This is a genomic window from Weissella viridescens (genome assembly GCF_014789145.1).
GTDB lineage: Bacteria > Bacillota > Bacilli > Lactobacillales > Lactobacillaceae > Weissella > Weissella viridescens.
The window spans coordinates 446,814-467,257 of the sequence record NZ_CP061835.1 but is presented as its reverse complement, the minus strand read 5'-3'; the positions used below and the strand labels follow the sequence as shown (position 1 = coordinate 467,257).

The window sequence follows — 20,444 nt, the reverse complement described above, 5'->3', positions numbered from 1 at the left end:
CCACACCATCCTAACCATTTTTAATACTCTTATCGTACCATGAAAACGCCTTTGCGCCTACATGTCTCAAAAGACAAAAAAACTAATCAGACCGAAGTCCAATTAGTTTTAGCGTTTAGGCATTTTTTGCCGCTTCAAGTTCAGCTAAGCGTGCATTTGTTGATGCTAACTTATCTTCCCAATCAGCTAGTTTCTCACGTTCGGCATTTACCACGTTTTCAGGGGCTGAGTTCACAAACTTATCGTTTGACAACTTGCCTGAACTACGCTTTACTTCACCAGCAAATTTCTTGGCATCATCCTTAAGACGTGCAATTTCATCATCAATATCAATCAATTCTTCCAACGGCACAAAGACCTGTGCTCCAGAAATCGCTTTGGTCATAGCCAAAGTTGGCGCATCCACATCCGCACCAATGGTTAGTTCCTTTGGCTTAACAAAACGATTAATATAATCTGCATTCTCTTGGAAAATACGTTGTAGGTTGGCATCGTCAGTCTTGATCATCACATCGACAGTTGTTGACATTGGTGCATTTGCTTCAGTTCGAATTGAACGTACTGCTGTAATCAAATCTACCAAACTTTGGAAATCAGTTTCCGCAACAGCATCATCCAATTCAGCATGCACTTCAGGGAAATCAGCAACCATAATGGTATCAAATGTGTGAACTGGCATGTCCAAGTAAATTTCTTCAGTTACGAATGGCATAATTGGGTGCAACAGACGCAACACTTGATCCAATACATAAGCCAAAACTGATTGAACAGTTTGCTTAGCTGCTTCGTCAGACCCGTTCAATGTTTCCTTGGTCATTTCAATATACCAATCGGCAAAGTCATCCCAAATGAAGTTGTAAAGTGCACGACCCGCTTCACCGAATTCAAACTTATCAAAGTTCTTGAGAACCGAGTCAACCGTCTTATTCAAACGTGACAAAATCCAGCGATCAGCTAATGACAATGTTGAAAGATCAGTTGGTAATTCCGGCTTAGTGTCTTCATCCAAATTCATAATGACATAACGTGATGCATTCCAAATTTTGTTAATGAAGTTCCAAGCAGCATCCATCTTTGTATAAGAGAAACGCATATCTTGTCCAGGTGTTGAACCAGTTGCCAAGAACCAACGCAAGGCATCTACACCATACTTATCAATCACATCCATTGGATCAATTCCATTACCCAATGACTTTGACATCTTGCGACCTTCCTCATCACGAATCAAACCGTGAATCAAAACGTTCTTGAATGGACGCTTGCCTGTGAATTCCTTTGATTGGAAAATCATACGTGAAACCCAGAACGGAATAATGTCATATCCCGTTACAAGTGTATCAGTTGGGAAATAACGCTTGTAATCATGCGCATCTGTATCAGGCCAACCCATCGTTGAAAATGGCCACAACGCAGATGAGAACCATGTATCTAATACATCGGTATCTTGTTCCCAATTCTCAGCATCCTTTGGCGCTTCCATTCCAACATAAATCTCGCCAGTTTGCTTATTGTACCAAGCAGGAATTTGGTGTCCCCACCACAATTGACGTGAGATAACCCAATCGTGAATGTTTTCCATCCAACGTTCATAAGTTCCTTCAAAACGTGATGGATTGAAGGTAACCTTGTCATCAGGGTCATCTTGCATAGCCAATGCTTGTTTAGCCAATGGCTCCATTTTAACGAACCATTGCGTTGAAAGACGTGACTCAACTTGCACACCAGTACGCTCAGAATGACCAACCGCGTGCACAATTGGTTCGATTTTAAGCATGTAGTCTCCAGCACGCAAGTCACTGACCATTGCTTCACGCGCTTCAAAACGATCCATCCCGTTATACTTACCCGCGTTTTCGTTCATTGAAGCATCTTCATTCATTGTGTTGATGCGTTCCAAATCATGACGATTTCCAACTGCAAAATCATTTGGATCATGTGCGGGTGTAATTTTCACCATTCCTGACCCAAATTCAGGATCAACATATTCGTCAGCGATAATTGGAATTTCACGATCAACCAATGGCACGCGAACTTTCTTTCCGACTAATTCCTTATAACGTTCATCACTTGGGTGAACCGCAACTGCCACATCCCCGAACATCGTTTCAGGACGAGTTGTTGCGATTTCAATGTAATCTTTACCATCAAAACGATCGTTTTCATCAACGAATGGATACTTAACATGGTAGAAAGCACCTTCATCATCTTCATGAATCACTTCGATGTCTGACAAGGCAGTGCGTGCCTTTGGATCCCAATTAATAATGTATTCACCACGATAAATCAGGTCTTTATTATAGAGATCAACGAAAACCTTGCGAACCGCTTCTGACAAACCTTCATCTAGCGTGAAACGTTCACGACTGTAATCAACTGAAATTCCCATTTTCTTCCACTGTTCATGGATAGTTTCAGCATATTCGTTTTTCCAATCCCAAACTTGTTCGACGAACTTTTCACGTCCCAAGTCGTACTTTGAGATACCTTCTTCAGCCAAACGTTGTTCAACCTTCGCTTGGGTCGCAATACCAGCGTGGTCCATTCCAGGAACCCAAACAGTATCAAAACCTTGCATACGCTTTTGACGAATCAAAATATCTTGTAACGTAACATCCCATGAGTGGCCCAAGTGTAACTTACCCGTCACATTAGGAGGTGGAATCACGATTGAATAAGGACGTGCCTTTTCATTTCCAGAAGGTTGAAAACGCCCTTCTTCGCGCCACTTATCATAACGACCAGCTTCCACAGCATCTGAGTCGTATTTACCAGGCATATCAATATCTCGCATAAAATACTCCTTTTTGTACATTTTATTTTTTAAGCAATTAAAAAAGTCCCAACCACATCTATTGATGTGATCAGGACGAGTTGCATTCGCGGTACCACCTGATTTAGGGTTGCCCCTATCTCATTAAAAACTTAACGCGTTTATCACGTTGTGACCTACTAGATTTCAGTCACAAAGCCCACATAGTTACCTTCAAATGAAGATTGTTTGTGTGCTCTCACCATTTCACACTCGCTTGATAACAATCTTCATTCTACTCTCTAGTGCATTGCTATGTTGCTTATTTTACTGGTTTTACCTATTGAAAGCAAGCCTTAACCCATAATCATTTGTACTGCGCCGTATAGGAAGTAGAGTCCATAACCAAGCATAATTAGCCCTGAAACAACATTGACAATCACAAAAGCACGTTTTGACAAACGGTTCTTTAAACGATTGACTACTACAGTCACAATTGTGAACCAAAGCGCTGTCGCAATCAAGACACCAATAATAAACGGCCAAACATCAGCATCTGGCAGTTTTGCGCGAGTTGCTCCCAACATCAAACTTCCATCTACCAATGCTTGGGGATTCGCCCAAGTCACAATAAAGGCTGTTGCAAATGCTTTGCCCATTGATAGTTTGTTACCACTTGCATCTAAGCTAACCTGATTAGCTGAACGTAAAATTGTCCAACCAATATAGATAACTAATGCGCCCCCTAAAATCATGACAATTAATTTAAGGAGATCATTTGAATTGATAATCGCCCCCATCCCAAAATAGGCGACAATGGAGAATGATGAATCCGCTAACCAAACAAAAAGCACATATAACATGGCCCGTTGTAACGTATTGTTAACTGCGTTATTAAACACATATAAATTTTGCATACCAATAGGGGCGATAAAAGCAAACCCTAGAAGCATGCCACTTAGTAATGCTGACATTTCAAAAACCTACCCTTCTTTCAAATCATAAAAAAAACAATTTTTAGCAAAAACTTGTTAAAAATTGCCATTATATTCATATTAGTGACCAAATAGTTTCCCAAACAATCGGCCAAACACCCCACGTTTAGCAGGCTGCTCTGAACGAGACTGGACCGTTTGATCCGATCCATGTTGGACTTGCTCCATAAATGATTGATCAATCAACGGATCATTCGTCGTTTCCGCAGTATCATCCAAATCTTCAAAAGCAATCTCCCCAGTTTCACGAGTGATTGGTGTAAATTCATCTACCGGCGTTGTGCCCACTGAGTTATGCGCAGTTATATTTTCTGATTGTTGATTTGCCGGCGTTGCCCCATCTTGCTTATTGGCGCGATACTCATCAATCATCTCATCGGTCAAAATGGGTACTGGTTGCGTCTTTGACGTAACTCCGAGACTCACGGTACTTTGACTACCTTTGTGTGTCTGCTCATTGTAACAACTTAACTGAATCTGTTCTGATAAGACATCAGCTGGAATCGGCATCTCAAACTCTTGATTATCATCAACAACGACCTCAATGTCTTCTCCCATTAGCTGCATCTTAACGGTTGTACCCGGTTGATTAACGCGGCCTTCAAGTGTTCGCTTTCCGTCACGTGTCGCAATAACGCCCGTTACAACCGGCGCAGGCATATCAACCGTCACGATTACTTCTGCCACAACATCAGTTGCATTAACCGCTTGGACTAAAAGTTGCTCCCCATCAGTTACATCCTTCACCTTATAAAGGAAATCACCGTTTGCATCCACGTTGAGTGTTTCAACCACCCCAGTGGGCAAAGTCAATTGAATCGTTAAATTAGGTTCATTAACATGCCCAATTACCGTAGTTCCCAAACTATTCGTTAAGGTTGACGCGATTAAATTCGCATTCGTTTCATTTCTGCTCATCGTTGGACTCCATTGATCTTAATATATATATTTTCATTATACACGTTTTTACGTGAAAACCGTAAAAAAAAAGGGATGGCTATCAGCCGTCCCTCTTACGCGTATTCGTTTAATCTTTTTGCATTGGAATGCGGGCAATCAAAGTATCAACTTTGGCAGAACGTACCACGTACTCCGTTACCGAACCAATCAATAGTCGTTCAACAGCATTGAGTCCGGTCGCACCAATGACAATCAAATCTGAACCAAATTTCTTAGGAGCTGTTTCTGCAATCATCGTCTTTGCTGCACCATATTCAATGCTATAATCAACGCGTTGGACCCCCGCAGTCTTAGCCTTCTCAAGATACTCATCTAAAGTCTTACGGGCTGTTTCTGCAACCTGATCATACATTGCTGATTGAAAATCACTAATATTTTGGAATGAGCGCGTGTCAAGCACATGTAAAATATGCAATCGCGTCTTTTCGCCATTTTGTAAGGCAATGGCAATTCCTCGATCCAAAGCAGCCTCAGATTCAGCTGAACCATCTACTGGTACCAAAATACTTTCATATGCTTCATTCATTTGCTCTTCCTCCGTGATAGTTATCAACTTGACTATACCTACAGTATACGCCTTATGTAAGCGCTTTACAATCAATCAAACGTCTCTTGCACAATGATTAGCCCAATAACCGGCAATACCAAGCCACCTACAATCAACCCAATGACCGGTAGAAAGTTATCTGGTCCTTTAATCCATAGTGTCCCCGCGGTAAAGATAATATCAACAACTAAAAATGGTACTGTCCATTTAGTTAAGCGCCGTGATTGCGCCATATCCAGTCCAAACACATTATTCCGGTTCAGCCAAAGATATGCCGCGATAAATCCTAAAATCATCAAAAACATCACATACAAAATTATAATTGCCATTATTCTACTCTTTTCATTTTATAAAAAAACTCCACTGCACAAATTAATGGTACAGCGGAGCGTAAACACTTGTATAACACCGTTAGATGATTCGTCTAAGATGGCTTCGATGGCAAGGGTGGGTGAATAAGTCAGCGTTAACGACTTCCAACAGCATTGGTTGGCATGCCCCGCCGGCTTCCCGACATCCCCATTCGAAAATTTGTAAAGCAACTTTAGATAATTGAATCACGCGTATGTTCAAGGAATTTACGATATTTTATATTATACGCTCGTCGAGCTAAAATTTCACGTACTTATTTTTCTAAACCCGTTTTTTGCGCAGCTTTTAACTTTTGATATTGGGTAATGTAGGCCTGTTCAACATTCGAATTCCCGTCAGCGTTGAAATATGCTTTATTTTGGAGTGAATCAGGTAGGTATTGTTGCGCCACCCAATCGTTTTGATAGTTATGTGGATATAAATACGCAACACCATTGCCAAGCTCTTTAGCGCCCTTGTAATGTGCGTCTTTAAGATGTTTAGGAACATCCCCTGTTCGCCCAGATTGAATATCCTGCATAGCGGCGTCAATAGCTGTCATCGCAGAATTTGATTTAGGTGATAAAGCCAGTTCGATAACAGCATTAGCTAATGGGATACGGGCTTCAGGAAAACCAAGTTTTTCAGCAGCATGAATGGCCGTGACCGCCCGCTCGACAACGGCAGGATTGGCTAGACCAATGTCTTCATATGCAATCACCTGTAATCGACGCACAATACTTGGTAAATCTCCTGCTAAAATAAGGCGTCCTAAATAATGCAAAGCTGCATCTGTATCACTACCACGAATTGATTTCTGCAAAGCTGAAATCACATCGTAGTGTGCATCACCATCTTTATCCACCACCAAACTACCTTGTTGGGCAGTTTCTTGAATAATGTCTAAATCGATTTTCACAACTCCATCCGCATTGGGTTGTGTTGACTTAACTGCCAATTCCAAGGCGTTCAAGGCTGCCCTTAAGTCACCATTGGTCACATGCATTAAGTGCGTCATCGCTTCTTCAGTCACCTGTGCATTAAAATTACCAAGCCCATTTTGCTTGTCAACCAATGCTCGTTCCAAAGCCGTCCGAATGTCAGCTGGATCCAACGGTTGCACTTCAAAAATTTGTGTTCTAGAGCGAATCGCCGGATTAATCGATAAATAGGGATTTTCAGTGGTCGCACCAATTAAGACAATTTCACCACTTTCTAAATGTGGCAACAAAAAGTCTTGCTTTGTTTTATCAAGCCGATGAATTTCGTCCAGCAACAGCACTACCGTTCCACTCATTTTGGCTTCATCAACAACCTGTTGTAAACCCTTTTTTGAGTCAGTTGCCGCATTCAAAGTCCGAAAGGCATACTGAGTTGACCCCGCAATCGCACTTGCAATACTAGTCTTTCCAGTGCCCGGCGGTCCATATAAAATCATGGACGACAGCATTTTTGCGTCAACCATGCGCCGAATGATCTTTCCAGGTCCCAACAAGGCTTCTTGCCCCACTACTTCATCTATATTTTTGGGACGCATCCGATATGCTAATGGTTTTTGCATCACGCTTCGCCTCCTTAAATTTTTTTAAGAGAATAATTTTTTCAGCCAGCTTTGTTTAGTTGGTTCGTTTTTAACTGTTGATGTTGTGTTGTCAATCTGAACATCCTCAATTGCTAGTTGTTTTGTATTAACTGCATGATCGGCGGTGAAGACAACCCCTAAATCGGTCTTTGTCATCGTTGGATCATTTACCAGTCTAAAATTAATACCGTCCTGCTTCGCTAATTGCATGTACGGCATGGTTGCATCAGCGTCTAAACGACCGTTTAATAACAGAACACCATCTGGGTGATGTTCAAATTCTTCACCCCATGCCTTTAAATAACGGTCTTCGCCAATCGTTTCCATTCGCTGCGTTTTATAAACCCGTTCTTTGAACGTCCCTAGGTAGTGATGTTGTTCATCTGGGTTCACTTCTGGCGTACCATACATGGCATTTTGTAAATGCGGATCAATTTCAGTCATAATCATCTCCTTTAGGTTGTGTGCTCTATTCTAACATTGATATACAGACAAAAAAACGGGGCAAGCAAGCTTGCACCCGAGTTTTTAGCTAATAACCAAAACGACAAGCGCTGCGGTGAATACTGAAGCCATATAACCACCAAACATCAGGTGTAAGGCATTAAAGACTTTTGGAAAAGGACGTGTGAAATGATGTCCCAAAAAATAAATGATGGTTGGCAAAATCATAATAGCAGCAAAAATTTCAACTGCTGAAAGAACGGCGGCCGAAATCATTAGAGCTTCGCCTCCAATTCTACATCAGGATACTTATCCTTAAACCAGCGTTCCGCAAATTGGTTTTCAAAAAGAAAGACTGGCTGTTCATTTCGGTCACGCACCAACAAGTTTCGTGATGAAGCCATTTTAGGATCAAGTTGTTCCGGATTAATCCAACGGGCAATCTTTGAACCCATTGGTTCTAGTACAACTTCAGTATTGTATTCATTTTCCATTCGGAATTGGAACACTTCAAACTGCAAAGAACCAACAGCACCCAAAATGTAGTCACCTGAATCCCAAGCTGTATACATTTGGATAGTTCCTTCTTGCACCAGTTGTGTGACTCCCTTGTGGAATGACTTTTGCTTCAACACATTCTTAGCATGTACATGCATAAATAATTCAGGAGTGAAGGTAGGCAATTCTTCAAATTCAACCTTCTTCTTACCTGCGTAAATCGTATCACCAATTTGGAAATTCCCAGTATCATACAATCCAATAATATCACCCGGTACAGCTGTATCGACATTTTCACGTGAATCAGCCATAAATTCAGTCACATTTGAAAGGCGTAACTTTTTCCCGGTACGGGCTAAAGTGACATCCATACCACGTTGGAATTCTCCTGATACACATCGTACGAAAGCAATACGATCACGGTGATTTGGATTCATATTCGCTTGAATTTTAAAGACGAAACCAGAGAATTGTGGATCATCCGGTTCAACTTCTTTATCATCAACAGTCTTCTTACTTGAAGGCGCTGGTGCATACTGCATGTATGTCTCCAAAAATGTCTCCACCCCAAAATTCGTCAAGGCAGACCCAAAGAATACCGGGGTTAATTCACCCTTCAATACTTTGTTTTCATCAAAAGTATTTCCAGCATCCTTTAACATCTCAACTTCTTCTTGGGTTTCATCCCATGCTGGCGCAAGTTGAATTTTATTTTCAGTGGCTAAGTCCGTTCCTTCCGCATTCAACGGCAAGAAACGTTCTTCACCTTCTTCGGGATGATAGACCTCCACGCGGTTATGATACATATCAAATAACCCAGATAGAATTTGACCTGAACCGATTGGCCAGTTCATTGGATAGGCGTCAATCCCCAATGTTGATTCCAATTCATCAACCAAATCGAGTGGTGGTCGCCCATCACGGTCCAACTTATTGAAGAACGTAAAAATTGGAATATGACGTTCTTTAACAATTTCAAATAACTTCTTCGTCTGTGGCTCAATTCCTTTAGCAGAGTCAATTACCATGATAACTGAGTCGACGGCCATCAATGTACGATAGGTATCTTCTGAGAAATCTTCGTGTCCTGGTGTGTCCAGAATGTTAATGCGCTTACCTTGAAAATCAAATTGCAATACCGATGACGTCACCGAAATACCACGTTTTTGTTCAATTTCCATCCAGTCAGACTTTGCAAAATTTCCCTTACGGCCTTTGACCGTTCCCGCTTCGCGAACAACCCCACCAAGCAAAAGCATTTGCTCAGTAATCGTTGTCTTACCTGCGTCGGGGTGAGAAATAATGGCGAACGTCCGGCGATTTTTTAATTCTTCTTCAAAAGATGCCATAGTTTATACCCTTAATCTTTACTTTATTTATCATTTCTTAAATAACTTAATAATTTAGTATACCGAAAAAAAAGCCTTGGTTCAACAACCTCGGCTTTAATTGGACATTTATTTACTTAAATTATTGGTCTGAATGACTTGTTGAACTGGTATGGCTCGTTTTCGTATCTGTGTGTGACTTTGAATGTGCCTTCGCCTTTGCAGCTGCCTCACTGGCTTGCTTTTTAGCGATTGATTCAGCCCGATCTTGAGCTGCATAACTTTCGCGAGCTGCACTTTCTGAGGCAGCATCGGCAGCTGATGCTTGAGCTGCCGATGCTTGGCTCGCCTTCTCGGCGGCCTCATTTTTACGGTTAACCTCATTCAAGGCTTCTTGTATAGCAGAATTGATGTTAGTCAAACCATCGTCAACCTCTAAAGCGGTACGATATTGTGATTGCGCTAAATGCCAATTTTCATCATCGACCGCATCTTGGGCCTTAATCGCATGACTTAATTGCGTTTCTGCCGTCCGCGTTTCTGGAGTCATTTTGATTGATTGGGCTTGTTTATAATCGGTCTCTGCTTTTCGCCAATCTTGTGCTTTTACAGCTTTTTGGGCAGCTTTAATGGTTTCATCATAATTTTTATTTTGAACATATTGATAACTGAAAACACCCACACCAATCATGGCAAGGATAGCAACTAACGCAACAATGAATTTCCGCATAATCAGACCCTCCAAATTTGAACAACTTTATATAAATAGTTAACCATAACCGCAACAAGATAGCAAAATAAAAAATGTGGCTCATCACCACATTTTTCATAACGATTAGTTACGCCGTCTTATTTCCAAATAGCGTCGGTACCATAAGTCCACATAGGCTCTTGAAAAGGGTCCTCGTTCATTTTGAATCCAATCAACTAACACTTTGACATGCTCTTTTAAAACAAAATCCGTTTCTGCCGAATAATGCCATTTTGCACGGTGTTGTTCATATTCATCTGTATCTAACAGGCGGCGTTCACCGTCTGGAAAGACTTTGACATCGAGGTCATAATCAATATACTTCAATGCTTCTTTATCTAAAACAAATGGCGATGCCAAATTGCAATAATAGGACACACCGTTTTCGCGTAACATCGCGACAATATTAAACCAATATTTTTTGTGAAAATACACAATTGCAGGTTCGCGGGTTACCCAGCGGCGCCCATCATCTTCGATCACAACCGTGTGATCATTTAAACCAATCAATTCGTTTTCACTTGTTTTTAACACCATCGTGTCACGCCAAGTTCGGTGTAAGCTGCCATCATGCTTGTAACTTTTGATCGTTATGAATTCCCCTTCACGAGGCAACCGACCATCTTTCATGCTTCAAGCCCTCACAGTCTCTCACCTAATTCCTATTATATTGTACCACGGTCCACCATGAGATTAGACAAAATCCTTAAATATTTTTTTGATAGTCATCAACAAACCGATTGATTAAATCAAAGGTGTAACCACGTCGCGCTAAGTATCCCTTTACGCGTCGTTCCAAATCCCAACCAGTGTACTGATGGTAGCGCTGGAAGGCTTTTTCACCGTCACGACTTAAATTCTCCCATTCCTGGTCTGGTTCATCAGCTGTGTCATTTTCTAAAACATAATGGTGTAACGCTTGTTGAATGTTACGACTGGCAAAACCTTTTTGCAAAAGATTTTGCATGACCTTTTGTTCCGCCATTCGATGAGCTTGTCGTTGATACTTATGCATCAGTTTCGCAACTAGCTCATCTAAATGTTCTAATTCATCACTATCGTCATATTCATCGGCGACATCTTGAACAATATCATCCGATATCCCCCACTCTTTTAACTTTTGTAGGGCGCCTTTACGGCCCAACTTACCACTATGACTCACACTTGCCAAATAAGTACTAGCAAACTGTCGGTCATCCAAGACATGTGCCTTTTCTAAACGATCTAAAGCATGATTAATGACATCAATTGGGAATTCCTTTTCACGGAGTTTTAAATAGACTTGATAACGTGACCGTAATTGCCCAGTCGCATATAACAAACCTGTCGCATAAGCTTTTTGTTCATATTCAGCTGCTTGAACTTCGGCCAGCATGGTATCTGAAACCTCGGTACCTTTAAAGAGATCAAATCGAATCAAAATGTTCTCATCAACTGCGATAGCAAACTCATCATCAAGATAAATATTATAGCGGCCCGGTCGTTTTTGTTGCGTGACTTTTGTAACAACTGGCATCAGCACCCTCCTTTCCCAAAATAAAAACACTTAGCTAAACGCCAAGTGTTTTTATTATAACATTATAGATATGAAGACGTACCTGGGTTCAATTCAACAATCTTACCTGTACGCTTGTAGATAATCCATTCGGCGATATCACTCACGTAGTCTGCTGTACGCTTGAGATATCCTCCCACCACAATGTAGTCAGTAGCCGTTTCGACGATTTCAGAATCATCTTCCATGGCTTTAATTGATTGTGTCCGAATTTCATTGGTATCCTTGCTAACTTGTTGGGCTTCTGCTGAAATTTTCTCAGTTCCGCTGACATCATTGTTAACGTAGTAATCCAATACTTCACGAACCATCTTAGCAACTTCCGTTCCTTCACGACCAATTAATTCTTCAATGGCTGGAACACGCTTGTTCCCCTTCATGTGAATTGTTGAAATTGCAATGTTTCGTGCATTATCACCAATACGTTCCAAAACTGACACTGCCTTCAAAATCGTTACAATTTCACGCAAATCAGTTGTCACGGGTTGGTACAAAGCAATCATTTCAAAACTTTTCTTTTCAATCGCAATTTCACGTTCATTAATGGCTTTATCACCATCAATGATTTCTTGCGCGGCTTCACGATCATGATTCAAAAAAGCTTTAACAGACTTTTCAAGAGTCTCTGAGACCAAAAGTCCCATCTCTTTAAAAGACGTATCTAAATCAGCAAGTTCTTCATCAAACATTCGACGCATCACATATCACCTCTTTCTGGTTTACTAAATCTATTATACAACAGTTTACATCGCGTTTATCCAAAGCGTCCTGAAATATAATCTTGAGTTTTTTCTTCCGATGGGTTTAAGAACATCTGCTTGGTTGAATCAACTTCAATCAAATCACCACTCATAAAGAATGCTGTACGATCTGAAATACGTGATGCCTGTGACATCGAGTGAGTCACGATAATCATCGTGTATTGATCACGAAGCGTCATCAACGTATTTTCAACCTTGTGTGATGACACAGGATCCAAAGCAGCGGTCGGTTCGTCCAAAAGCAAGATTTCAGGTGCGGTTGCCAAAGCACGGGCAATTGACACACGCTGTTGTTGTCCACCAGAAAGTGACAAAGCAGACTTGTGCAATGTATCTTTGACTTCATCCCAAACGGCTGCTTGCTTTAATGATGTTTCAACCTTCTCGTCAATCACTGCTTTGTTGTTTTCACCTGAAATACGAAGCCCAAAGGCAACATTATCATAGATAGAAAAAGGAAAAGGATTAGGCTGTTGAAAAACCATGCCAATGTCTTTACGAAGCGCCACTGTATCTGTATCAGGTGCATAGATATCATGCCCCTTAAACATAAATGTTCCATTAACAGTTACATTGTCTTGTAAATCATGCATCCGATTCAAAGCCCGTAGGTAAGTCGACTTACCTGAACCAGAAGGTCCAATTAACGCCGTAATCCCATATTGGTCATAGTCCAAGTTAATGCCGTGCAATGCTTCTTTTTCTCCGTAGTAGAGATGAACATTTTCTGTAGTTAAAATCTTATCTGTCATGTTTATTACCCCTAGCCGAAGTTACCGTTAACGTAATCAATCGTTAACTGCACTTTAGGACGCGTAAAGATTTTACGTGTTTCATCATATTCAACAACTTTTCCAAGGTGGAAGAACGCTGTGTAATCAGAAATACGTGCCGCTTGTTGCATGTTGTGCGTCACAATAATAATTGTGTACTTATCCTTTAATTCCAACAAGGTATCTTCAACCTTAGCTGAAGAAATCGGATCCAAAGCAGATGCTGGTTCATCCAACAATAGAATGTCTGGTTGCATCGCAATCGCGCGCGCAATGACCAGACGCTGTGCTTGTCCACCTGACAAAGCCAAGGCTGACTTATCAAGGTCATCTTTAACTTCATCCCATAAGGCAGCTTGACGTAGAGATGTTTCAACTCGTTCATCCAAAACATCTTTATCACGGATACCATGTTGCTTCAAAGCAAACGTAATATTCTCGCGAACTGATTTCGCAAATGGATTTGGACGTTGGAATACCATTCCGATGTGCTTACGCATTTCATAAACATCAATATCTTTTGAATTGATATCAAGGCCCCGATACATAATGTTACCTTCAACATTGGCAACACCATCGTTCATTCGGTTCAATGAACGCAAGAACGTTGACTTACCAGAACCAGACGCTCCAATTAATGAGGTAATCTTAAAGCGTTCAAATTGTAAATCAGCATCTTGCAAAGCTAATTTATCACCGTAATATACTTTTAAATCTTCGGTCGAAAGGGCAATTTCTTGATTGTCCCCCATTTTATAAATGTTGCGAGTTGGTTGCTCGGCATCAAAATTTAGACCTGACACATTATTCTCTGTCATGCTAGGTTCCTTCCTTATTTCGTTGAAGTCAAGCGCTTGTACAAATAGCTACTCAAGTAACGTGCTAAGAAGTTAAAGAGTAAGACCACAATAATCAAAACAGCTGATGCCCCGGCTGATACAGCAGCAGCATCCGGCATAATTCCTTCTGAATTGATCTTCCAAATGTGCACTGCCAAAGTTTCGGCAGGACGCATGATGTTCAAAGGACTTGAAACATTAAATGGGTTCCAATCACCAAAGTTAAGTGCTGGCGCTGATTGTCCGGCCGTATAGATCAAAGCCGCAGCTTCACCGAACACACGTCCAGCTGACAAGACTACCCCAGTAACAATTGAAGGCAAAGCTGCAGGTAAAATAATGTGTCCTACAGTTTCCCAACGTGACAGTCCAAGAGCAGCTCCTGCTTCACGTTGTAAGTTTGGTACAGTTGCCAAGGCATCTTCGATTGAACGTGTCAAAAGTGGCAAGTTGAAGAAAGTCAATGCAATGGCTCCTGACAAAATTGAAAAACCAAGTTTGAATTGCACAACGAACAACAAGAAACCAAACAAACCAACCACAACAGATGGCAATGATGACAAAATCTCGATTGTCATACGCACAATCCCTGTAATCTTACTCTTAGGGTTGGCGTATTCATTCAAATAAATTCCAGCCCCAAGTGCAATCGGGAATGAAAGCAACATCGTAATTAATAGTAGATAAAGGGAATTAAATAATTGAATTCCAATTCCTCCCCCAGCTGTAAAGGCTGAAGCAGGTGCAGTCAGGAAGTGCCAAGACAAATGTGGCACCCCTTGAATTAAGATATAGCCGAGCAGAGCGGCAAGAATCAAAATGACAATTCCAGCAATCGCATAAAGGACAGCCGTTGCAATCTTATCAACTGTTTTCGCATTCATAATTACATGGCTCCCTTCTTAGCAATTGCACGAATTGCCAAATTAAAGACAAGTGACATCAACAATAGGATGAGCGCTAAACTCCAAAGCGCATTATTTTCGAGTGATCCCATAACCGTGTTTCCAATACCTTGCGTTAGAACTGATGTAAGGGTTGAAGCTGGAGATGTTAAGTTATGTGGCATCAACGCCGCATTTCCAATGACCATTTGTACGGCTAAGGCTTCACCGAAAGCACGCGCCATTCCAAAGACGGATGCCGTCAAGATTCCAGGTGTTGCACCACGCAAAATCACCTTATAAATCATTTGCCAACGCGTGGCACCAAGGGCCAAAGCTGATTCACGATAGTGACGTGGCACAGCGCGTAATGTATCAACAGTCATTGACGTTACAGTTGGTAGGATCATAACAAAGAGCACCATGGCCCCTGATAAAATTCCAAATCCTGATCCGCCAAAGACAGCTCGCATAAATGGCACAATGACTGACAACCCAATAAATCCATACACAACTGATGGAATTCCAACCAACAATTCCGTAACTGGTCCCAAAATCTTAGCACCACGCTTAGGTGAGATTTCAGTCATGAAGACAGCTGTTCCAATTGCAAAAGGTGTTGCAATCAAGGCTGCTAATAATGTAACCAAAAATGATCCAACGATCATTGGGGCAGCCCCAACCATTGGCTTACCATGCGCATCAACTTGGCTTGGTGACCATTCTGAACCGGTCAAAAAGCTCCATAGGTTAACGTGATCCGTAAAGAACGTTGCTAACCCCTTCGATGCCACAAAATAGAAAATTGAAATCACGACGACGACGATCAAGGCTAGTGCTGAAAATGAAATAACACGTCCAAATTGATCTTTTCGTGATGCCTTTGATTTCTTTAATAATGACTCACGGATTTCATCCATGTTTCTGTGCTCCTTTTTACTTAGCTGGTGTGATATGACCATTCATATCACGTTGAATTTTCATATCATGAATTGAGATGTACCCAAGTTGTGGTACCAAAGTGCTTTGAATATGCTTTGTCATAATTGAATCCAGGAAGGCTTGCACATCTGGCTTTGGTTGACCCTTTGTGTAGATGTGCTCGTATGACCAAATTGGCCAACTACCATCTTGCACGTTCTTCTTGTCAGCCATAACCCCGTCCAAAGTTGGCACAGTAATTGTTTTATCTAGGTAGGCGAAGGCTGCATATGAAACAGCACCTGGCGTAGATGAAACAACTGAACGGGCCATTCCTGATGAATCTTGTTCTTGTGCATCCACAGATGTGGCGCCATCAAGCCCCCACTTTTCAAAGGTTGCACGTGTTCCAGAACCTTCAACACGATTGACAATCACGATTGGTAGATTCTTCCCACCAACCTCCTGCCAGTTTTTAATTTTACCTGTAAAAATTCCTGTTAATTGTGCTTTAGTTAATTTATCCACACCAGCCTGCTTATTAATCATTGGGGCAATCCCAACAACGGCGACCTTATGGTCAACCAGCTTTTTGGCATCAATGCCGCTTTTTTCCTCAGCGAACATATCAGAGTTTCCTAAATCAACGGCTCCAGTTTGTACCTGAGCTAACCCAGTTCCCGTTCCACCACCTTGAACATTCACAAACACACCTTTATGGTTATTTGCATAATCTTCACCAGCGGCTTCAACTAATGGCTGTAGGGCAGTGGAACCAACTGCATTGATGTTCACACCACTATTTTGCTCTCGGGTTGCATAACCCCACGACAAAAGACCTGCGGCCACGGCAACAAGGGCCGTTCCAACAATCCAACTGCGTTTCATAACGAACGCCTCCTAATATTCTAATGCTACTACTAGTATTATCACGAATGGATGTAAAAGAATCATCTCAGTAATGTAAAGAATAACGTTACAATTGTCTTTTTTAAGCCATCCTTCGGTTTAGCCGTTTACACAGCAACTGTCATTATACCTGTTTCAGTATTTTCACGTCCACGTAAATTTGAGAAATTGCATAATTTTAATATTTAAAAAAAGGTGATCAACGTTCGTCGTTGATCACCTTTTTATTTAGATTTCGGTACGTAATAGGCCGTACTTGATTGAATCATAATATTCGCCTTGCCAATAGCGGACTTTACGAATGCGTCCTTCTAATTGCATACCACTGCGTTCACCTAATCGCATCATGCCAAGATTGCCTGACCACGTTGTAAAGCCAACATGCGGTAGCTCAGGATAAACAGTCAGCAAGTGTTCCAACCATGGTCGAAATACCGCTGTGCCAATTCCCTGACCCCAAAGAGTTGCATCATAAATAACAATCCCCGCTTCCAGCCATTTTCCTAAAGACCCATCTTCAAAATAACCACTTAGCATCCCGATTGGGCGATCATTTAAACAGACGACAGCCGCCGTGGGCACACCAACAAACTTTTCACTAAAACGTTGTTCGAATTGGGGCCACGTCCAAACTGGATCATTAAAATATGGACCATTCAGCTCCATCCACTTTAAATCTGCGCTTGGACCAAATGCCACCGCCCACATTTCCGGTAAATCATCATGTTCAATTGGCCGGACGATAATATTTTTCATCTGCCACCTCCATCTAAAATTGGAACAGCTTAATCCTCAATTGACCAATCATCTAAAGTATCAACTTCATGGGTGGGTTGGACTGATTGTTCATGGACATCATCTGGTTTTGAAACACCACTATAAACTAGCAATGTATCAATATCAGCATGAATGCCCGCTAAGATATCCGTATTATAATTGTCGCCAACCATCACCACTTCATCTGCAGTACGTTCAGCTCGCTTCAACGCTTGCTCCATAATAATCACCGAAGGCTTACCGATGACGATGGGTTCAGTCTGGGTCGCTGTCTGAACGGCAGCAACGATTGTCCCTGCTCCAGGCAACATACCACGTTCATTCGGCAAATTTGTATCCACATTGGTTGCAATAAAAGTAGCTCCCGCTTGAATCGCTAAGGTTGCCTCGGTTAACTTCTCGTAGTTAATTTGTCGGTCTAACCCAACCACAACTGCATCGGCTGGCTGTTTATCCACAATGTCGATGCCATTGGCTTGAATGGCTTCCCGCAATCCAGCTTCGCCAATAACCAGAACCTGCTTAAATTGCTTTTCAACTAAATAATCGGCCGTGGCCATAGCACTGGTATACACTTGATCAGCCGTCGTTGCGATATCATGATTCTCCGTCAAATTCGCCGCTACTTCCGCCGGATTTTTAGTCGAGTTATTTGTCACAAACATATAGTCGCTATTTGAAGCCTTTAAACGGTCAATGAAACGTTTTCCAGAAGGGAATTGCGTTTTACCTTGATAAATTGTGCCATCTAGGTCAATCAAATATGTTCGATAATGTGTCATTATGACTGGTTTCCTTTCGCATCTGGTTTGTCATTTTTACGCTCACGCACTTCAAAATGGCGACGATTTGACTTACCTTTTACCTTAACTTCACTTTTTTTCGGCTTCGGCCCTGGCTTTTTTGCCACTGGTTTCTTCTTTTCATCAATTTCGGCCTTGCCGTTATCTTTTTTGCCATGATTACGGTGACGATGACGACTCTTCCGTGCCTTTGGTTCATCTTCTTTTTCTTCCACTTGATGTGGTTCCAAATTGTGTAACACAAAGTAAGGTGCCCCAAAATTAATATCTTCAAACAAGTAATCTTCTAGCGAATTAATCTGTTGATTTCGGGCAATCCCAGGGGTACCTTGCTCATAAAAGCCACGCAAACGCAATTGTCCCGAAGCGATGTCACCGACCAAGTAATCATATTTTTCTAAAAAGGTGCTAAACCGCGCAGCTAACATGGCTTCATCATAAGCATCACGATAATTTTTAACGAGTTCATAGCCACGTCCGTTGATATTCAACGTATTCGGCTGCGAACCAGCAACAATCGTTGTCGCCGTTTGGCGCTCTGCAAATTGGCTCTCGGCCAATTCCTTCATTCGTTCACGATTCATAGTGTCTCCAGTTAATTAAATTTTTTGGTTAACGTCGCTGCCACGACTTCACGTAGCAGCACATCATAATTCATTTGGTTGATGCCGGCGATTTCAATTGTCGGAAAAAACGGAATAAATAGGTAGTGGTCTAAACCAGCAATGGTATAGGTTTGATATGGGTCCAATGGACGATGATTCACCCACCAGTTCCCATCAGCATCTTGGGCAATACCCGCCCAGACCATCTCACCAAAGGCTTGGTGACCGCGAAATCCCATGCCTTTAACTTGATAACTCAATAAAAAGTTTCGATTTTTTTGAATTTCCAATAGCAACCGTTGCAGTTCATGCCCCGTTAACTTGGTTAGCATTGGGTGAACTGCATGTGGCAAGCAGTCATGTAAATCCTTTTGGGTCACTGGGCCTACTGGCAAATCGGTTAGAAACATCCCCGAAGATAAAACAGCCACATCCGACTCATAAAAATTTTGCAGACTTGTTAGTCCCAAATCAATCAGGCGATGTTCGTCGGTTAACTTTCGCGAATATATTGTCGGCATATCCGCAATAACCCGCTGGGTTAATTTTTGGTTTCCCAATTTAGCATAGTGTTCTTTTTCTTCAGCATCCTCAGGTAATTCAGGCATTGTTTCAGTCGGCCATGCCTTAGCATGGGCTGAGGTCATTTTACCATTTTCTAGCGTCATCTGCACAGTCCCGACATGGCTCCCATAGCGTCCTGCCGCTGCAACCAACGTATCACCGTGCCATTCGCCATCAGGCAAGACATGATGCGTATGCGCTCCCATAATCAAATCAAGCGCCGGATAACGGTCAGCTAACTCACGATCAGTTGGTAAACCTAAATGCGACAACAAAATGATCGTATCCGCTTGCGCTTGTAGCTCTGGTAATAATCGTTCTAAGGTTACATCAATATCGACGGGTTCCCAACCCAATAATGGTAGGGTCCGTTCAAAAGGTGCCGTCAGACCAAATAACGCAATTTTTTGACCAGCCTTCGTTGTAACAATCTTATAGTCATCCGCCCATTCCGGACGTTGATGCGTCGAAGCATCTAGAATATTCGACACCAAAATCGGGTAATTCGCTTCATCATACAAATGATTTAGCGCCTCGTGGTCTAAGCCTAACATTTCATTATTACCGACTGTCGCAGCGGTATAACCAATCTCATTCATCAATTTGACATTAGCTTGTCCCAGAGTTGCTTCAGTTAAGGCATGTTGCCGGTCAATCGCATCTCCAATATCAAAAACAAACGTTTGGTGTCCTTGCCGTCGTGCTTGGTTTTGTTGACTTTGGATGAAATGGCGAACTTTTGGCCAATTCTCCAAATGCGAGTGGATATCATTTGTATGTAGCAACATTAATTCTTCACTGACCATTATGACGCCTCATCTCTATTCTATCTATTTATACGCAAAAAG

22 protein-coding genes and 1 other annotated feature are annotated in these 20,444 nt (G+C 41.8%); all 22 genes read right to left on the bottom strand.

The window, feature by feature from the left end; genetic code table 11:
* Window positions 1-115: 115 nt before the first annotated feature.
* Entirely contained in the window at window positions 116-2,791 is a 2,676-nt protein-coding gene (locus tag IE337_RS02275; protein ID WP_191136645.1) for a valine--tRNA ligase, read from the bottom strand.
* A gap of 68 nt (window positions 2,792-2,859) precedes the next feature.
* Window positions 2,860-3,069: a binding site (T-box leader), on the bottom strand.
* 36 nt (window positions 3,070-3,105) lie between these two features.
* Window positions 3,106-3,723, bottom strand: a complete 618-nt coding sequence (locus IE337_RS02270) for a LysE/ArgO family amino acid transporter (RefSeq protein WP_057745814.1) — start codon at window positions 3,721-3,723, stop codon at window positions 3,106-3,108.
* Between the two features lie 81 nt (window positions 3,724-3,804).
* The gene (locus tag IE337_RS02265; RefSeq protein WP_191136644.1) at window positions 3,805-4,662 is read right to left on the bottom strand and encodes a hypothetical protein; all 858 of its coding nucleotides are present in this window, start codon (window positions 4,660-4,662) and stop codon (window positions 3,805-3,807) included.
* Window positions 4,663-4,771: 109 nt separating this feature from the next.
* Window positions 4,772-5,230: a universal stress protein gene (locus IE337_RS02260; RefSeq protein WP_191136643.1), complete on the bottom strand. Its 459-nt coding sequence runs from the start codon at window positions 5,228-5,230 to the stop codon at window positions 4,772-4,774.
* 71 nt (window positions 5,231-5,301) lie between these two features.
* Window positions 5,302-5,580, bottom strand: coding sequence for a hypothetical protein (locus IE337_RS02255; RefSeq protein WP_191136642.1), 279 nt, complete (start codon window positions 5,578-5,580; stop codon window positions 5,302-5,304).
* Between the two features lie 296 nt (window positions 5,581-5,876).
* Window positions 5,877-7,163: a replication-associated recombination protein A gene (locus IE337_RS02250; RefSeq protein ID WP_191136641.1), complete on the bottom strand. Its 1,287-nt coding sequence runs from the start codon at window positions 7,161-7,163 to the stop codon at window positions 5,877-5,879.
* Between the two features lie 24 nt (window positions 7,164-7,187).
* The gene (locus IE337_RS02245; protein WP_191136640.1) at window positions 7,188-7,628 is read right to left on the bottom strand and encodes a YueI family protein; all 441 of its coding nucleotides are present in this window, start codon (window positions 7,626-7,628) and stop codon (window positions 7,188-7,190) included.
* A gap of 84 nt (window positions 7,629-7,712) precedes the next feature.
* On the bottom strand, window positions 7,713-7,904 hold the full coding sequence (locus IE337_RS02240) for a hypothetical protein (protein ID WP_191136639.1): 192 nt from the start codon (window positions 7,902-7,904) through the stop codon (window positions 7,713-7,715).
* On the bottom strand, window positions 7,904-9,475 hold the full coding sequence (locus IE337_RS02235; RefSeq protein WP_191136638.1) for a peptide chain release factor 3: 1,572 nt from the start codon (window positions 9,473-9,475) through the stop codon (window positions 7,904-7,906). Before IE337_RS02235 ends, IE337_RS02240 begins: the two co-directional genes overlap by 1 nt.
* Before the next feature lie 121 nt (window positions 9,476-9,596).
* Complete coding sequence (locus tag IE337_RS02230; protein ID WP_191136637.1) at window positions 9,597-10,184, bottom strand: hypothetical protein; 588 nt, start codon at window positions 10,182-10,184, stop codon at window positions 9,597-9,599.
* 105 nt (window positions 10,185-10,289) lie between these two features.
* On the bottom strand, window positions 10,290-10,835 hold the full coding sequence (ntdP, locus tag IE337_RS02225; RefSeq protein ID WP_057745788.1) for a nucleoside tri-diphosphate phosphatase: 546 nt from the start codon (window positions 10,833-10,835) through the stop codon (window positions 10,290-10,292).
* Between the two features lie 76 nt (window positions 10,836-10,911).
* Window positions 10,912-11,721: a regulatory protein RecX gene (locus IE337_RS02220; protein WP_191136636.1), complete on the bottom strand. Its 810-nt coding sequence runs from the start codon at window positions 11,719-11,721 to the stop codon at window positions 10,912-10,914.
* 62 nt (window positions 11,722-11,783) lie between these two features.
* Window positions 11,784-12,458, bottom strand: coding sequence for a phosphate signaling complex protein PhoU (phoU, locus tag IE337_RS02215; RefSeq protein WP_112468512.1), 675 nt, complete (start codon window positions 12,456-12,458; stop codon window positions 11,784-11,786).
* Window positions 12,459-12,514: 56 nt separating this feature from the next.
* A complete protein-coding gene (gene pstB / locus IE337_RS02210) occupies window positions 12,515-13,273 on the bottom strand; it encodes a phosphate ABC transporter ATP-binding protein PstB (RefSeq protein WP_057745779.1) in 759 nt (252 codons plus the stop codon).
* Between the two features lie 11 nt (window positions 13,274-13,284).
* Entirely contained in the window at window positions 13,285-14,112 is an 828-nt protein-coding gene (gene pstB, locus IE337_RS02205; RefSeq protein ID WP_057745776.1) for a phosphate ABC transporter ATP-binding protein PstB, read from the bottom strand.
* A 14-nt stretch (window positions 14,113-14,126) separates the two neighbouring features.
* A complete protein-coding gene (pstA, locus tag IE337_RS02200) occupies window positions 14,127-15,017 on the bottom strand; it encodes a phosphate ABC transporter permease PstA (protein WP_057745773.1) in 891 nt (296 codons plus the stop codon).
* Window positions 15,018-15,019: 2 nt separating this feature from the next.
* Window positions 15,020-15,937 carry a phosphate ABC transporter permease subunit PstC gene (pstC, locus tag IE337_RS02195; protein WP_072152616.1) on the bottom strand — a complete coding sequence of 306 codons (918 nt, stop codon included), beginning with the start codon at window positions 15,935-15,937 and terminating at the stop codon, window positions 15,020-15,022.
* 16 nt (window positions 15,938-15,953) lie between these two features.
* The gene (locus IE337_RS02190; protein WP_191136635.1) at window positions 15,954-16,826 is read right to left on the bottom strand and encodes a phosphate ABC transporter substrate-binding protein PstS family protein; all 873 of its coding nucleotides are present in this window, start codon (window positions 16,824-16,826) and stop codon (window positions 15,954-15,956) included.
* Window positions 16,827-17,075: 249 nt separating this feature from the next.
* On the bottom strand, window positions 17,076-17,603 hold the full coding sequence (locus IE337_RS02185; RefSeq protein ID WP_191136634.1) for a GNAT family N-acetyltransferase: 528 nt from the start codon (window positions 17,601-17,603) through the stop codon (window positions 17,076-17,078).
* Between the two features lie 29 nt (window positions 17,604-17,632).
* On the bottom strand, window positions 17,633-18,406 hold the full coding sequence (locus IE337_RS02180) for a TIGR01457 family HAD-type hydrolase (protein ID WP_057745761.1): 774 nt from the start codon (window positions 18,404-18,406) through the stop codon (window positions 17,633-17,635).
* Complete coding sequence (locus IE337_RS02175) at window positions 18,406-19,011, bottom strand: YutD family protein (RefSeq protein ID WP_057745758.1); 606 nt, start codon at window positions 19,009-19,011, stop codon at window positions 18,406-18,408. The genes IE337_RS02180 and IE337_RS02175 overlap by 1 nt, the downstream gene beginning before the upstream one ends.
* 11 nt (window positions 19,012-19,022) lie before the next feature.
* The gene (locus IE337_RS02170; protein WP_191136633.1) at window positions 19,023-20,402 is read right to left on the bottom strand and encodes a bifunctional metallophosphatase/5'-nucleotidase; all 1,380 of its coding nucleotides are present in this window, start codon (window positions 20,400-20,402) and stop codon (window positions 19,023-19,025) included.
* Window positions 20,403-20,444 lie beyond the last annotated feature (42 nt).

Coding starts and splice junctions, on each gene's coding strand:
- IE337_RS02275 (WP_191136645.1), bottom strand. CDS start 2,791: ATGCGAGATATTGATATGCCTGGTAAATACGACTCAGATGCTGTGGAA.
- IE337_RS02270 (WP_057745814.1), bottom strand. CDS start 3,723: ATGTCAGCATTACTAAGTGGCATGCTTCTAGGGTTTGCTTTTATCGCC.
- IE337_RS02265 (WP_191136644.1), bottom strand. CDS start 4,662: ATGAGCAGAAATGAAACGAATGCGAATTTAATCGCGTCAACCTTAACG.
- IE337_RS02260 (WP_191136643.1), bottom strand. CDS start 5,230: ATGAATGAAGCATATGAAAGTATTTTGGTACCAGTAGATGGTTCAGCT.
- IE337_RS02255 (WP_191136642.1), bottom strand. CDS start 5,580: ATGGCAATTATAATTTTGTATGTGATGTTTTTGATGATTTTAGGATTT.
- IE337_RS02250 (WP_191136641.1), bottom strand. CDS start 7,163: ATGCAAAAACCATTAGCATATCGGATGCGTCCCAAAAATATAGATGAA.
- IE337_RS02245 (WP_191136640.1), bottom strand. CDS start 7,628: ATGACTGAAATTGATCCGCATTTACAAAATGCCATGTATGGTACGCCA.
- IE337_RS02240 (WP_191136639.1), bottom strand. CDS start 7,904: ATGATTTCGGCCGCCGTTCTTTCAGCAGTTGAAATTTTTGCTGCTATT.
- IE337_RS02235 (WP_191136638.1), bottom strand. CDS start 9,475: ATGGCATCTTTTGAAGAAGAATTAAAAAATCGCCGGACGTTCGCCATT.
- IE337_RS02230 (WP_191136637.1), bottom strand. CDS start 10,184: ATGCGGAAATTCATTGTTGCGTTAGTTGCTATCCTTGCCATGATTGGT.
- ntdP (WP_057745788.1), bottom strand. CDS start 10,835: ATGAAAGATGGTCGGTTGCCTCGTGAAGGGGAATTCATAACGATCAAA.
- IE337_RS02220 (WP_191136636.1), bottom strand. CDS start 11,721: ATGCCAGTTGTTACAAAAGTCACGCAACAAAAACGACCGGGCCGCTAT.
- phoU (WP_112468512.1), bottom strand. CDS start 12,458: ATGCGTCGAATGTTTGATGAAGAACTTGCTGATTTAGATACGTCTTTT.
- pstB (WP_057745779.1), bottom strand. CDS start 13,273: ATGACAGATAAGATTTTAACTACAGAAAATGTTCATCTCTACTACGGA.
- pstB (WP_057745776.1), bottom strand. CDS start 14,112: ATGACAGAGAATAATGTGTCAGGTCTAAATTTTGATGCCGAGCAACCA.
- pstA (WP_057745773.1), bottom strand. CDS start 15,017: ATGAATGCGAAAACAGTTGATAAGATTGCAACGGCTGTCCTTTATGCG.
- pstC (WP_072152616.1), bottom strand. CDS start 15,937: ATGGATGAAATCCGTGAGTCATTATTAAAGAAATCAAAGGCATCACGA.
- IE337_RS02190 (WP_191136635.1), bottom strand. CDS start 16,826: ATGAAACGCAGTTGGATTGTTGGAACGGCCCTTGTTGCCGTGGCCGCA.
- IE337_RS02185 (WP_191136634.1), bottom strand. CDS start 17,603: ATGAAAAATATTATCGTCCGGCCAATTGAACATGATGATTTACCGGAA.
- IE337_RS02180 (WP_057745761.1), bottom strand. CDS start 18,406: ATGACACATTATCGAACATATTTGATTGACCTAGATGGCACAATTTAT.
- IE337_RS02175 (WP_057745758.1), bottom strand. CDS start 19,011: ATGAATCGTGAACGAATGAAGGAATTGGCCGAGAGCCAATTTGCAGAG.
- IE337_RS02170 (WP_191136633.1), bottom strand. CDS start 20,402: ATGGTCAGTGAAGAATTAATGTTGCTACATACAAATGATATCCACTCG.